General features: G+C 42.2%; 15 protein-coding genes. 9 read left to right on the top strand and 6 right to left on the bottom strand.

Annotation, left to right across the window (positions count from 1 at the left end):
• Nucleotides 1–266 precede the first annotated feature (266 nt).
• Complete coding sequence (locus tag ACSLUR_RS08280) at nt 267–1688, top strand: sodium-dependent transporter (protein ID WP_448553536.1); 1422 nt, start codon at nt 267–269, stop codon at nt 1686–1688.
• A gap of 127 nt (nt 1689–1815) precedes the next feature.
• Nucleotides 1816–2724 carry a class I SAM-dependent methyltransferase gene (locus ACSLUR_RS08275; protein WP_448553534.1) on the top strand — a complete coding sequence of 303 codons (909 nt, stop codon included), beginning with the start codon at nt 1816–1818 and terminating at the stop codon, nt 2722–2724.
• 27 nt (nt 2725–2751) lie between these two features.
• Here the strand turns inward: ACSLUR_RS08275 and ACSLUR_RS08270 are convergent, their stop codons facing one another.
• Complete coding sequence (locus ACSLUR_RS08270; RefSeq protein WP_448553532.1) at nt 2752–3369, bottom strand: LysE family translocator; 618 nt, start codon at nt 3367–3369, stop codon at nt 2752–2754.
• 54 nt (nt 3370–3423) lie between these two features.
• Nucleotides 3424–4287, bottom strand: coding sequence for a DNA ligase (locus tag ACSLUR_RS08265; RefSeq protein ID WP_448553530.1), 864 nt, complete (start codon nt 4285–4287; stop codon nt 3424–3426).
• Nucleotides 4288–4864: 577 nt separating this feature from the next.
• On the opposite strand from ACSLUR_RS08265, the gene ACSLUR_RS08260 reads away from it, so the two are divergent.
• On the top strand, nt 4865–5104 hold the full coding sequence (locus ACSLUR_RS08260) for a PGPGW domain-containing protein (RefSeq protein ID WP_116016724.1): 240 nt from the start codon (nt 4865–4867) through the stop codon (nt 5102–5104).
• A gap of 44 nt (nt 5105–5148) precedes the next feature.
• On the opposite strand, the gene ACSLUR_RS08255 is transcribed toward ACSLUR_RS08260, so the two are convergent.
• Both ACSLUR_RS08255 and ACSLUR_RS08250 read right to left on the bottom strand, forming a co-directional pair.
• Complete coding sequence (locus ACSLUR_RS08255) at nt 5149–5862, bottom strand: DUF3581 family protein (protein WP_448553528.1); 714 nt, start codon at nt 5860–5862, stop codon at nt 5149–5151.
• Nucleotides 5863–5979: 117 nt separating this feature from the next.
• Nucleotides 5980–6255, bottom strand: coding sequence for a GIY-YIG nuclease family protein (locus ACSLUR_RS08250; protein WP_448553526.1), 276 nt, complete (start codon nt 6253–6255; stop codon nt 5980–5982).
• Nucleotides 6256–6304: 49 nt separating this feature from the next.
• Here ACSLUR_RS08250 and arfB point away from each other — a divergent pair, with 49 nt between their 5' ends.
• From arfB to ACSLUR_RS08235, 3 genes are all read left to right on the top strand, one after another.
• The gene (gene arfB, locus ACSLUR_RS08245; RefSeq protein ID WP_448553524.1) at nt 6305–6727 is read left to right on the top strand and encodes an alternative ribosome rescue aminoacyl-tRNA hydrolase ArfB; all 423 of its coding nucleotides are present in this window, start codon (nt 6305–6307) and stop codon (nt 6725–6727) included.
• Nucleotides 6728–6736: 9 nt separating this feature from the next.
• Nucleotides 6737–7576 carry a DUF2797 domain-containing protein gene (locus tag ACSLUR_RS08240; RefSeq protein WP_448553522.1) on the top strand — a complete coding sequence of 280 codons (840 nt, stop codon included), beginning with the start codon at nt 6737–6739 and terminating at the stop codon, nt 7574–7576.
• Between the two features lie 244 nt (nt 7577–7820).
• A complete protein-coding gene (locus ACSLUR_RS08235; protein WP_448553520.1) occupies nt 7821–8666 on the top strand; it encodes an HDOD domain-containing protein in 846 nt (281 codons plus the stop codon).
• Nucleotides 8667–8760: 94 nt separating this feature from the next.
• Here ACSLUR_RS08235 and ACSLUR_RS08230 read toward each other — a convergent pair whose 3' ends face one another.
• A complete protein-coding gene (locus ACSLUR_RS08230) occupies nt 8761–9456 on the bottom strand; it encodes a potassium channel family protein (RefSeq protein ID WP_245961511.1) in 696 nt (231 codons plus the stop codon).
• A gap of 318 nt (nt 9457–9774) precedes the next feature.
• On the opposite strand from ACSLUR_RS08230, the gene glnK reads away from it, so the two are divergent.
• The 3 genes from glnK to ACSLUR_RS08215 all read left to right on the top strand — a co-directional run bounded on the left by glnK (nt 9775) and on the right by ACSLUR_RS08215 (nt 12464).
• Nucleotides 9775–10113 carry a P-II family nitrogen regulator gene (gene glnK / locus ACSLUR_RS08225; protein WP_116001763.1) on the top strand — a complete coding sequence of 113 codons (339 nt, stop codon included), beginning with the start codon at nt 9775–9777 and terminating at the stop codon, nt 10111–10113.
• A 9-nt stretch (nt 10114–10122) separates the two neighbouring features.
• Entirely contained in the window at nt 10123–11391 is a 1269-nt protein-coding gene (amtB, locus tag ACSLUR_RS08220; protein ID WP_116001761.1) for an ammonium transporter AmtB, read from the top strand.
• Between the two features lie 146 nt (nt 11392–11537).
• Nucleotides 11538–12464 (top strand): Dyp-type peroxidase, encoded by a 927-nt coding sequence (locus tag ACSLUR_RS08215; RefSeq protein ID WP_448553516.1) that lies wholly within the window; start codon nt 11538–11540, stop codon nt 12462–12464.
• A 110-nt stretch (nt 12465–12574) separates the two neighbouring features.
• Here the strand turns inward: ACSLUR_RS08215 and ACSLUR_RS08210 are convergent, their stop codons facing one another.
• Nucleotides 12575–13405, bottom strand: a complete 831-nt coding sequence (locus ACSLUR_RS08210) for a CvfB family protein (RefSeq protein ID WP_448553514.1) — start codon at nt 13403–13405, stop codon at nt 12575–12577.
• Between the last annotated feature and the right edge of the window lie 242 nt (nt 13406–13647).

Raw genomic sequence — 13647 nt, 5'->3', positions numbered from 1 at the left:
GGGCGAGTTTAAAAGGCTCATATGCGGCGTTATTGATTTTGCTTTCCATGCAAAAAAAGGGGAATAACCATTCTCTGCAATCAATGCCTTGCCTCTAAGCCTTTTAATTCTCGCTTAATGATTAAGTAGTTATTTCAATTGGTATAACATTATCAGCGCTTATCTAGGTCGTGGTTAGGAAGTAAGGCAAACCTTACACCTTTGTTGAGTTCTTTTTGAGAGCTACCTGAAACTTAGATAACAATAACTATAAATAAAGGAAACATATGAGCGCGAATAGAGAACAATTTAGTTCCAAACTAGGGTTCATACTAGCGGCGGCTGGCTCTGCTGTTGGTATTGGTAACCTAGTTGGCTTTCCGGTTAATGCCGCGAAAAATGGCGGCGGCGCCTTCTTATTGGTATATGCACTATTTGTACTCTTAGTGTGTTTACCTGTCATGGTGGCTGAAATGGCCATGGGGCGCAAAACACAAAAAGAACCTGTCGGTGCCTATAAAGCATTAAATAATGGTGGTACTGGTTGGAATTTAGCCGGCTTACTCGGCGTGTTAACGCCATTTATGATCGCCGTATTCTACATGGTTATCACGGTATGGATATTTGGTTATATTGCCATTACGCTTGGCGGCGGATTAGATTACTTAGCAACGCCACAAGCATTTGGTGAGTTTATCAATAGCCCTTATATTTTTGGTGCTATGGTGATAGTTGCAGCCATTATTAATTTCATTCTGGTGGCTGGCGTGAAAAATGGGATCGAAAAAGCTGCGAAAACCTTAATGCCGACCTTGTTTATCATGCTGGTATTGATGGTTGTTTTCGTGCTTACTCGCGACAATGCCTTTGCTGGTGTGGCGTTCTTTGTCATTCCTGACTTTAGCAAAATTACCCCGTCAGTGGTCAACGGTGCTTTGTCTCAAGCATTTTTCTCGCTGTCGCTAGGTATGGGGATTCTAATTACCTATGGCTCTTATATTAGCAAAAAAGCGGATATTGTCGGTTCGGCAAAACTGGTTGCGATCACAGATACTGCGGTTGCCTTTACTGCGGGCTTAATGATTCTACCTGCGGTGTTTTCATTTAACCCACAAGTCAATCCGCAAGAGTTAAGTGATAGCTCAGTTTCGCTAATTTTCACCTTCTTGCCAAAAATCTTTTTAGCGCTGCAGGGCTCTATTGGCTACGTTGCGGCAAGCGGCATTGCGGTATTTTTCTTTATGTTGGTGTTCTTTGCAGCAATCACCTCGCTGGTGTCGATTATTGAAGTGCCGGTTTCTTACTTAGTGACTGAGAAAAATCACACCCGTAAAAAAGCCTTGTTTATTTTGATGATGACCGCTGGTGTATTAACGCTTTTCGCCACTGTTTCTTTTGGTATGGTTGGCTTTTTCACTGAATTTACCAGCTATGCAGGTGGCACTCGCTCTTTCTTTGATGTGGTTTACGATGTCTTCTACGACACTATTTTGCCATTAAACGGTTTATTGCTTTGTGTGTTTGTTAGCTACCGCTGGAAGAAGCATCGTTTATCAGAAGAGCTTGCTGTCGGTAACGATAACTACCAAGGCTCGTTTGCGGAAAAGTACATTAACTTTTCTTTAGGGACTTTTATTCCGGTTATTTTACTGGGTATTTTCTTAAATACCGTGGCGGTAAAATTCTTTGGCTATAATATTTTCGGCTAGCCTGATTGAGTAAAGGTCAAAGCCAATAGCCTAACCTCACATATAGCGAAAAAGCCGCATCCTGTGTATGATGCGGCTTTTTATTATCTGTCACCCAGATAACCTCAAAACTTTGGCTAAAGTTCCTATGAACGCTTCTATTTCTACTCTAATTGACCATATCCAGCTACCAGATGACGCAAATACGCAGCGACTTTTCCACGGTCGTGGCCATGCCTATGAGGGGCTTGAGCATATTTGTGTGGATTGGTTTGCCCCTGTCGTTTTAGTGACCTTTTATCGCGAGGTTGAGCATGAAAGCTTGCTAGCACTTGCACGCAGCTTAAATGAGAAAATAGGAGCATGTCAGTCGGTATTGGTTCAGCACCGCTGGCAGCAAATGGCGCCCATAGAGTGCTTAGTGGGTGATGATATTCGACAGCTCCATGCACTAGAGTCGGGCCTCAAATATCATATCGAATTTGGCCGAGCACAAAATCACGGCTTGTTTTTAGATATGAAAAACGGTCGTGATTGGGTGCAAGCGAATGCCAATGGCAAGAATGTATTAAACCTGTTTTCATACACCTGTGCTTTCTCTGTTGCGGCGAGTCAAGGTGGCGCGAAACAGGTAGTGAATATTGATATGAGTAAGCCATCGCTGGCGCGTGGCCGCGATAATCATCGACTTAATGAGCAGGCGACTGACAATATCCTCTTTCAAGCGGTTGATATCTTCAAATCATTCGGACGATTAAAGAAGTTTGGTCCATATCAGATGATCATTGTTGACCCGCCATCATTCCAAAAAGGCAGTGTTAATATTGAGCGAGACTACGGCAAAATTATTCGTCGTATTCCACAGTTTGCCAGCCCAAACGCTGATGTCATGCTATGTTTAAACAGCCCTGATTTAGATGACGAATTCTTATTAGAAACAGTTAAACAAGAGTGCCCAGCGCTGCACTTTGTCGATAAGATCGCGCCGCCAGCCGTGTTTAAGGAGGCGCATCAAGGAAAGGGGCTTAAAGTGATGTTGTTTCGTTATCAACTTTGATGCTTTGAATACTTAAGTTAATAGTCGCTAGTTAATCACAACTCGTGCTGCTAACAAGACTAAAAAGCTGCCGGTAATACGATCAATAATATGACTGTTAGCTTTCAATTTATTGATTACAGGGCCGCGCGATAGCAAATAGGTGATTAAACAATACCAAAGAGCATCAATGCCACCGACTGTGGCTGTCATGATCACTTTTTGCGTCATAGTGGCGTTTTCATCGACAAATTGGCTAAATAAGGCGAGAAAAAAGATGGCTAACTTGGGGTTTAAAAAAGCAATTAAAAAGCCATCGCGCCAGCCATTAACGCTTGTTTTAGCTGTACTTTCATCTGAATCTGATAGGTCTAGTTGCTGCTTCTTACTCAGCAGGGCATTAATTCCTAGATAAAGTAAAAACGCCGCGCCGCCATATTGAATAATACTAAACAGGGTTGGCGATTTTACTAAGATAATGCCAATACCTGTGGTTGTAATAGCGGCGTAAAGTGCCACGCCTATACCGTGGCTAATGGCACTGGCATAACCTGCTGGTGCACCCCCAGCCATGGTATTTTTTACCACTAAAGCTAGACTAGGCCCAGGAGAAAGGGCGCCCATAATGCAAATAGCGACGAGCGATAGCCATAAATGTAATTCCATTGTGATACCTTAATCTAACTTCCTACTGACTTTGTCGGCATGTTAAACGCCTATTCAGAATGAAGACTTTATACGTAGAAAACTAGCGAATCTTGGCACACCTTTGGCTGTTTTACCACTGTATTGATAAGTGACAATACTGCCAATGGGAGGCGGGTTCTTGCGTTCGAGATCAGAAAAACCGCTGCCTATTTTAAAAGTCACCCCTTGCGGTGTTTTTACCTTGATTGCGCCCAGTTCATTAGCATATTTTCCTTTACCTGGTAAATGGGCAATAACCTCTGCCTCGTCATCAAATAACGGCTTCAGTTTCATGATGTGAGCGGTGCGTCCAGCTTGGTAGCGGGCTGAGCCTTTATGCAGCATTAGCCCCTCTCCACCAACGGCTATGGCTTGTTCGAGCCAAGCGGTTAACTGCGCGTTGTCGGTTAGTCGATATTGTTCAATCATTTGTAAGTGTGGGCTATTGGCATTTACGACAAGAAAGCGCATTTGATTAATGCGTTCGGTAAAAGTGCCAGAATGCTCAGGTAAATCAAAAACCATAAACTTTACGCCTTGCCATTCAGCATCTGTTGCTTGTTGTTTTTGGACAACGCTTGCAACTTGCTCGAATGCTTGTCGCTCAATCCAGAGCTCACCTTCCATTACTAAGTTCGGCCAATCTTGTGTAAAAAAGTGGGGCACGTTTATTTGATGACCTCCTCGGGTAAAAAGGTGTTGGCCATCCCAATAACCGCGGACGCCATCGAGCTTTTCACTGACCCAATAATCTTGAATATTGGAGTTTTGCTGATAATGGCTTGCGAGCTGCAAGTTAAGCGGATTTTTACTGGCGATGGATTGAGTACAGAAAAGACTCAAGATGTAAAAACTAATAATGGCGAACGGCAGCCTTGCCTTCGTGCTGATGAGCATAATGCCTCCTTGGCGTTATTTTATCTCCAACCTTTAACCTAGAATAAAATTCAATATTTTCAATTTTTTACTATAGTTATGCTGAGCCCAAGGCAAGAGCATTTGCCAAAATGCAATCTTACCAATAAAAGTAACACTCAATAACGACAAGGAAAGTCGAGATGATCAAATTAGTCACAATAGTTAGCTTATGCGTGCTAGTTATGCACAGTTCATTAGTCGAGGCGCAGCCGAGTAAACGAAGCAAATGCGCTAAATACAAAACCAAACTTGATAATATTCAATCTAAGCAACGCCAGCCCAATAGTGTTAAACGCAGCAATAAACTCAAAGAGCAAGAACTTAAGGCTTTTAAAAAGTGGCGAAAATGCCAACAAGGTAAATTGAAATAACGACAATTGGCGAATATAACCAATCGTTAGTAATGGCTTTGTTTTAAGTGTCTGAAAAAATTGATTTTTTATGATGGTTTCAATTTTGCTTTGTTTACTATTTTAACGACCACTTTAACCTTAGCTTGGCTTTGAATAAGGATTTGAATAGGGCTTTGGTTAGGAAATGAAAATAAGGAACTTAAATGAAGCACACAGCGAAAAAGACAATGATCACTGTCATTGGTGGCTTATTAGTTTTTATTGGCGTGATGTTTGTCATTGTGCCGGGGCCTGCCATTTTGTTTTTACCAGCAGGTCTGGCGTTGTTAAGCCTAGAGTATCCGTGGGCGAAGCAATGGCTGAAGAAATGCCAACGATTGATGCGAAAAGGCGCCGAGCAAATGGATAATCTCGTTGTACGCCTTAAACGCCGCTCAAATTAATGATTTAATGACGATAGAGGATGAGTTCGTTATTTGAGTGATGGTTATGCCGCTTGATGATAGTTAGCTTTCATCGTTAAATAATCTTCACTAATTTGATTAATGGTGTCAGCGCAGTATGGGCGTAAACCGCTCAGTACCATGTGTTTTTCACCAGTGCCAATTAAGGTGTCGCCATTAAACAGATTAAAAGCGAGTACGGCATTGCCGCGTTTACCTTCAATGGACAAAGTTGATGAGGCTAGTTCTAATCTAACGTCTGTTGCGCTCAAGTCTAGCATTTCGATACTCATGCTTTCGTACATGATCATTGGGCGAGCAGGGTTGATCATTACGTCATTTTTCGACATTAAATCACACAATATATGTGGGAAAGTGTGTCCTGAAAAACCAACATAGGCGCGAATCAAGGCTTCAATCAGTGCTGGGTTTTCAGTGGTTTCACCATTTGTTTCAATGGTTAAATACTGTTTGCCGTTGGCATCAGTGACTTCACTACTGGCCACCAACTTGGTTGGCATCATCAACTCAATACCATCGGTCACCATACCTGAAAAGTTAAAGCGCATCTGCGTTGCGAGGCCAGCTTTGGCCAGGGTTACCGCAAACAATAAGTCACCAGGAACGCAAAAGCGCTTGGCATCAATATCGTGTAGTGGATTAAAGTCGTCAGCAATTTGCTTGGCAAAATCACTCGCCTGCTGACGAGTAAAAGATATGCTTTCTTGTGATTGATTATAATACTGATTTACGAACATAAATTGACCATTTAACACTCTTTAACGGCGCGCATTCTATCAAGCTAACACGGATAAAGCTAAGCGACAATAACAAAGCAGACCAGTAAAAATAAGGGCTTAGCGTACATGTGTAGGCTAAATGGGGTTGTTTTTCTGCTGATCTTTGACTAGAGCTTCCTTCTTACTTTTGCTCAGTTGTTTAATGGCGTATTCGCGCTGGCAGGCAAGGGATTTACTGGCGTGAGTTTCGCTATAGACAAGTTCAACTGGTCGGCGTACCCGTGTATACTTAGCGCCACGGGTTGGCGATTGATTGTGCTCAATAATACGCCTGTTAAGATCTGTGGTAACGCCACAATACAAACTGTTGTCTGCACATCGCAGCAAATACACATACCACGGCTGTGACATTATTATTTCCTCTCATTACTTAAGCACTTAGAGTGCAAATGGAGTTAAGTTGCAAAATAGTATTCAAGTTGACCGATTTTGTCATCTGTTGCTAGATGATATCAGTTTTAGTGCGATAAGAGCGCAAGGTGCTGGCGGGCAACATGTCAACAAAGTCGCAACGGCGATTCATTTGCGCTTTGATATACGCGCTTCTCGCTTGCCGGAAAAAACAAAAGAGAATTTGCTGAAGCAATCCGATCATCGCATTACCAGTGATGGTCGGATTGTGATCAAATCGCAAGGGTCGCGCAGTCAAGAGTTCAATAAGCAAGTCGCCATTGAAAAACTGGTGGTGATAATACAGCAGGCCAATAAAGTGCAGAAAGTACGCCGTGCCACTAAACCAACGAAAGCTTCGGTTAGAAAACGCTTGGAAAGTAAAAATAATCGTAAGCAAGTTAAACAACAACGAAAAAAGGTCATTCTTTAAGAGGGCAATATGACAATAACTACAGAGATCGGCGCGCTGCGGAAAATGACGGCACAGCTTAGCGCTGACGGTCAAATTAGCTATCAACTACCCATCGGTGAGCAAAAAATTGAATTAAACCCACTCATTGGTAAAGAACTCACACTGATTTATCATCAAGAAATTCGCTGTTGCCACTGTGATCGCAAAACGAAAAAAAGTTACTCACAAGGCTTTTGTTACCCGTGTATGCAAAAGCTAGCGCAGTGCGATATGTGTATTATGAAGCCTGAGACCTGCCACTTTGAGCAAGGCACTTGTCGCGAGCCTGAGTGGGGGGAAGCACATTGCATGATCCCGCATTATGTTTACCTTGCTAACACCTCTGGTTTAAAAGTTGGCATTACTCGCCATACACAAATTCCGACCCGCTGGATTGATCAAGGGGCGACGCAAGCGTTACCTATTTTTAAAGTGAGTACACGTTTGCAATCAGGCCTAGTGGAAACCGCATTGGCGGAATTTATTGCGGATAAAACCAACTGGCGAGCAATGCTCAAAGGCAATGCCGACGACATGGATTTAAAAGAAAAAGCGGCTGAACTTATTCCTCAAATCAGTGAGCGCTTAGATGATATTCGCTTGAAGTTCGGCGTTGATGCTGTTGAGCAACTTGATGAACCAGTTGTTGACCTTCATTTTCCGGTAGCGCAATACTTGACGAAAATTAGTTCGTTTAACTTTGACAAACAACCAATAGTTTCCGGTACCTTATTAGGCATTAAGGGCCAGTACCTGATTTTTGACTCTGGTGTGATCAATATTCGTAAATTTGGCTCGTACCACATCAGTGCGCAATATGCCGAATAGGCTAACCATCTAAGCACTATTGGTGGCTCTAATTAAAGGCGAGCATGATGGGAGTATTACCGCTCGGGCTACAATTAATTACGCTTTAATCGTTTATTTTTTGTTTAAAAATACTATACTTTCAACAAAATACCTGAGGATTCAAGCAAGTAGCTCAAGCGTTGGTATTTGCTTGAACAATAGGGATTTTTCGGCTCGCCTAGCTGGGTATCACTCACGATGACAAAGTTTGGGAATGCACTACATGAAAGCTGTCGAATACGCGGAAAAAGCGAATGAAATTTTTGTCTTATCTGACTCGTTTCTACGCATTAAAGAATTAATTGACGACGAAACATCAACAATTGACGATATTGCAGAAGTCATTTTAATTGACCCTGCACTTTCTGCGACTGTACTCAAACTTGCCAACAGCTCTTTCTTTAACTATCCCGGCAAAATAGACACCATCTCTAAAGCCGTGCTTGTGCTTGGTATTACTGAAGTCTATAACTTGGTCATTGCCTATTTCACCACTGACGCGTTCAAAAAGATTGATGCAGATGCTAAGTATTTAGAAAATTACTGGGAGTGCTCGGTTGATTGCGCCTTGTTGATTAAATACTTAGGTGAGTCACTTAGAGTGCCCAATGCTGAACGTTTGTTTATTCTTGGTTTACTGCATAACCTTGGCGAGTTGGTGGTTAAACAATTTATGCCTGAGCAACTAGCAGCCTGCCAGCCTGATAGCGCTGAAAGTATGCCATGGCAACTGCAACAGCAAACCTTGGGCTTTACCTTTGGTGAGTGTACCGCAGAGTTGCTGAAAATTTGGCAGTTACCTTATTCGCTTATCGAGCCAGTGCGTGAGCAAGATAATGACGATTTAAGCCATGCTAGTGATGAAACCAAACTACTCTATCTAGCCAAGCGCTTGATGTGGCATAACAGCCATTTCCCTAAAGAGTCGCTTGATAAATTTATCGCTAAAGAGCAGTTAGAAGCGTTTACTGTGGATAAAGAGTTGGTTAGAGCAGCAGTAAACTACTGTGATTTAGAACGTCTTGCGGTACTGTCGGTACTTAAGCCTAGCTCGTTAATGATTTATTAGCCTTTCTATCAGCCGCTCTATTCGTCGCTGTTATAGCTGTGCGGATAGTGCTACACAGTCTAGCTGTACGTTTAGCTAAAATGTAGCTATAAACTTAGCGGTTATGCTGATCGCCTTCCTGCGTCATACTCGACATTCTTGCCCCTACTAAGCTAGCGATAATAATCGCTAAGTAAAATTGTCCTGAAATTGCCTGAAAATACACTAGAAATCTGGTTAATGGTAACGTTGGGCTAATATCACCAAACCCTAAAGTCGTTAGGGTGACAAATGAAAAATAGATAAAATCAGGAAACAGAATATACCAAGCTTGGCTCTCGCCTAAACCACTAAAGGCATTGCCAAAATACAGTTGCGCCAAGGTATACAGTAGCGCCCAGATCAAGCCAAGCAGCAAGTACAAGCAAATAGAGCCTAGTATTTTATTACCATCGATTTTTCCCGAAAAAATGACCTGCTTTAAGGTTTGAAAAGCAGTAAAAATAAAGAAAAACAGCATTAAGATCAGATGGGTAAACTCAATCCCAAAGGCGTTGGTATAGTTGCCAATCATTGACGTGAGGATGATAGCACTGGGAAATATTGCCGCTTTTGTCAGTAATACATGCTCACTTTTAACCCCCCAAACCGCCAGCAATAAGGTCACGACGGTTGTTGACTGCACAAACCGCTGAATTGAATCATCAAAAAACTGTTGGGCAATAGCCGTACTTAGCAGTAACAAGGTTAAAGCAAACGTGAGGTACATGAAATTATCATGGTGTGTCATTTTTTTGATATGTGCTTTCATAAGTATGCTTACATCAGTATGAGTAGTAATCACTTGTTATAGATAAGTTTGCTTATACCAATTGGTATAGCTTCCACCAATTTATCAAACTCATTGGTGAATACCAATGTCGTTTACGTTCGAAAATGTACCAAAGTAGTGCTGTTCAATCTTTGTGCACGCTTTCAGGTCATTGCCTTGCTTGGGGCGCACCACTATAGTGCACCAACAATTCGAGTTATCACTTTAAAATGGTTAACTGATTGTTTTTTATGTAAATAAATTGTTTGGCACAAGGATTGTTACATTTTTACAAAAAACGATAGGGGAATAACAATAATGAAGTTAGTTAACGCAATCATTAAGCCGTTTAAGCTCGATGATGTTCGAGAAGCTATCTCGGAGATCGGTGTCGAAGGTTTAACCGTCAGTGAAGTTAAAGGTTTTGGTCGCCAAAAAGGACACACAGAACTATATCGTGGTGCCGAATACCAAGTCGACTTCTTACCAAAAGTAAAATTAGAAATTGCTGTAAACGATGATGTTGTTGAACGTCTTGTTGAAGCCATCACTAAAGCCGCTTACACCGGCAAAATTGGTGACGGTAAGATCTTCGTTTACAACTTAGAGCAAGCTGTGCGTATCCGTACAGGCGAAAATGACGTAGCAGCACTGTAGGGGATAATCATGGAACAAAATATTTTTCACCTTCAATATGCAATGGACACATTCTATTTCTTAGTTTGTGGTGCATTGGTTATGTGGATGGCAGCTGGTTTCTCAATGTTAGAAGCGGGCTTAGTTCGTTCGAAGAACACGACTGAAATCTTAACAAAGAACGTAGCCTTATATTCTATTTCTTGCATCATGTACTTAGTGATTGGTTACAACATTATGTACGGTTCAGCAGGTGCATTTTTATCAGGTATCGAAGCTATTGATGCCGATGCTGTATTAAAAGATTTTGCAGCGCGTGATGACGGCTTCACTGGCGGTGCTATTTACTCAACAGCATCTGACTTCTTCTTCCAAGTAGTATTCGTGGCAACAGCAATGTCGATTGTTTCTGGCGCGGTTGCAGAGCGTATGAAGCTTTGGGCTTTCCTAGCATTTGCTGTTGTACTTACTGGCTTCATCTACCCAATGGAAGGTAGCTGGACTTGGGGTGGTAACGCAGTATTTGGTTTGTACACACTTGGTGACTTAGGTTTCTCTGACTTCGCAGGTTCAGGTATCGTTCACATGGCTGGCGCAGCAGCAGCACTTGCTGGTGTATTACTACTAGGTGCACGTAAAGGTAAATACACTGCTGACGGTAAAGTTAACGCAATTCCAGGTGCTAACTTACCACTTGCGACATTAGGTACTTTCATCTTATGGATGGGTTGGTTCGGCTTCAACGGCGGTTCAGTACTTAAATTAGGTGATATCGGTAACGCACATTCAGTTGCTATGGTTTTCCTTAACACTAACGCAGCAGCAGCGGGCGGTGCAGTAGCAGCGTTAATCTTGGCTAAAATCTTATTCAAGAAAGCAGATTTGACCATGGCATTGAACGGTGCATTAGCAGGTCTAGTAGCAATTACTGCTGAGCCTTCTACGCCAACGCCATTATTAGCAACCTTATTCGGTGCTGCTGGTGGTATCATCGTAGTATTCTCAATTATCGGTTTAGACAAGTTACGCATTGATGATCCAGTAGGTGCTATCTCAGTACACGGTGTTGTTGGTTTATTCGGTCTACTTATTGTGCCATTAACTAACACAGGTGCTACTTTCTCTGGTCAGTTAATCGGTGCAGCGACTATCTTCGGTTGGGTATTCGTGACTAGCTTCATCGTATGGTTTGCGTTGAAAGTCACTATGGGTATCCGCGTAAGCGAAGAAGAAGAGTACGAAGGTGTTGATAAGTCTGATTGTGGCTTAGAAGCTTACCCAGAGTTTACTCGCAACTAATCAAGGTTTAATTAACCTAATATCAAGAAGCAGCCTTAGGGCTGCTTTTTTTATGATGTAAACGCTGAATCAACACTAAATAGTTTATTTCACTCATTTTTGTGTAGAATTAATCAATACGATTGAACGGAAGTAGAAAGCGGATTATGGCAAGAGAGCAATTTGGTATTTGTGCTGAACCTAATTTACATGGCACTTATCTTATTTTTAATGCGATGGATGACAGCAATGCGTTTATTCGCCAAGCATTGTCACGTATTCCCGCCATGTTGGACCATTACGCGGATCGATTTTCAGAAGCCAACCTCAATGGAGTGGTTGCTATCGGTGCCAACTACTGGGATGAATTAGTGCCGCAAGGGCGCCCTAAGCTATTAGCACCATTTCCAACGCTGCAATCGGATGATCGTATTGCGCCGGCGACTTCTGGCGATATTTATATTGAAATTCGCAGCGACCGTGCTGATGTTAATCACATTGTCAGCAGTAAAGTTGTAGAACTGCTTGAAGACAAAGTTGAGCTAATTGAACAAACGCGCGCATTTCGTTACCTAGATGGTCGAGATCTCACCGGCTTTGTTGATGGCACCGAAAACCCGCAAGGCTTGCACCGCCGTGAAGTCGCACTGGTCAAAGAAGAAGCCGACCCAGAATTTGCAGGCGGTAGTTATCTGCATATTCAGCGTTATCGCCACAATATGAAACTGTGGAATATGCTCAAAGAAAAAGCGCAGGAAGACGTATTTGGTCGCACTAAGCTCGACAATGTTGAATATGCTTCAGCAGACAAACCACTAACAGCGCATACCAAGCGAACTAACCTAAAAGATGCTGATGGTAAGAGTATTGAAATACTGCGCCAAAGCATGCCTTACGGTGATATGAAGGTACAAGGCTTATTCTTTACGTCGTACTGCCATTCACCAGAGCCTTTTACCTTGATGTTGAAAAGTATGATCCAAGGGGATGGCGAAGGGCACTTTGACCATATGCTTAAATACACAGAAGCACAGACTGGTGTTGCCTTTTTTGCCCCCAGCCTAAATGTTTTAGCGGGGTTAGCCGAGACTTAGCCTAAAAAACAATAAAGCAGCTAAATTAGCTGCTTTATTTTTTCACTCTAAGCTTAAGCTGCTTCATTCTGAACTGTTTTATTCTGAAGTCACTTGGCAGCAATAATAGCTTACTTTAAGCGAATTCCATCATCGCCAATGATAATTTTGTTTTGCTTAAGTAAGTGACCCACGGTCGCTTTAAATGCTTTTTTACTGACGCCAAACTCACGGCTAATTTCAGCCGGTGATGATTTGTCATGTAAGGCACAATAACCATTATTATCTTTTAGATAAGCCAATAACTTATCGGTGAAATCGATCACTTTACCTTTGCCAGCGCGGGCAAGGGTTAAATCGATACGGCCATCTTCACGCACGCGCTTGATATAACCTTGAACAGTTTGCCCAGTATGCAGCTTTTGATGGATTTCACTGGTGAAAATTAATCCCCAGTGTTTGTTATTGATAATGGCTTTCGTGCCTAAGTCAGTGCGGCCTGCGATAACAAGCTCAACCGCTTGACCTTCTTTGTAGTCAGCAGGCCAAATATCTAAGTACTTATCCAATTTAGATGAAGCCACTAAACGCTCGGTGCGAGTATCAACAAATACGTGCACTAAGTAACGTTTACCTAGCTCCATTTTTTTGTGCATTAGATTGTGAGGTACCAATAAGTCTTTTGGTAACCCCCAATCAAGAAAAGCCCCAAGCTTGTTAACTTGCTTAACGTTGAGAGAGGCAAAGCCACCGGCTTCGACATAAGGTTTATCTGTGGTCGCGACAAGTCGATCGAGAGAATCTGTGTAAACAAATACATCGAGTACATCGTCTAACTCACAGGTTTCTGGCACATAGCGATTAGGTAGCAAGATTTCGCCTAAGTCACCACCATTTAAATAAACGCCATTGGCGGTATGCGCGATAACCTTGAGTTGATTGAATTTGCCGATGTCAGCCACAGTTTTAGCCTCAAAAATGAAAAACGCGCTATTTTACCTAAGCTCGGGTGTAAATACGACTAAATACCACTAGCTTTATAATGAGCAAGTATGTAGAGCGTGATGATTTTTGAGGGACAGAGCTTATGTAAAGTAAGCAGCCGTAGCGACATGCTGCACCTTTATATTCGATCTTTATATTTGATCCCTGTGAGCCTGTTAACATTCGAACTTCTCGTTATATATTTTAATTTTGTCAGGAA

The sequence above is a fragment of the Thalassotalea montiporae genome, from assembly GCF_053485855.1.
Note: the sequence above shows the minus strand (reverse complement) of the source record. Positions and strands in the feature narration are given on the sequence as shown.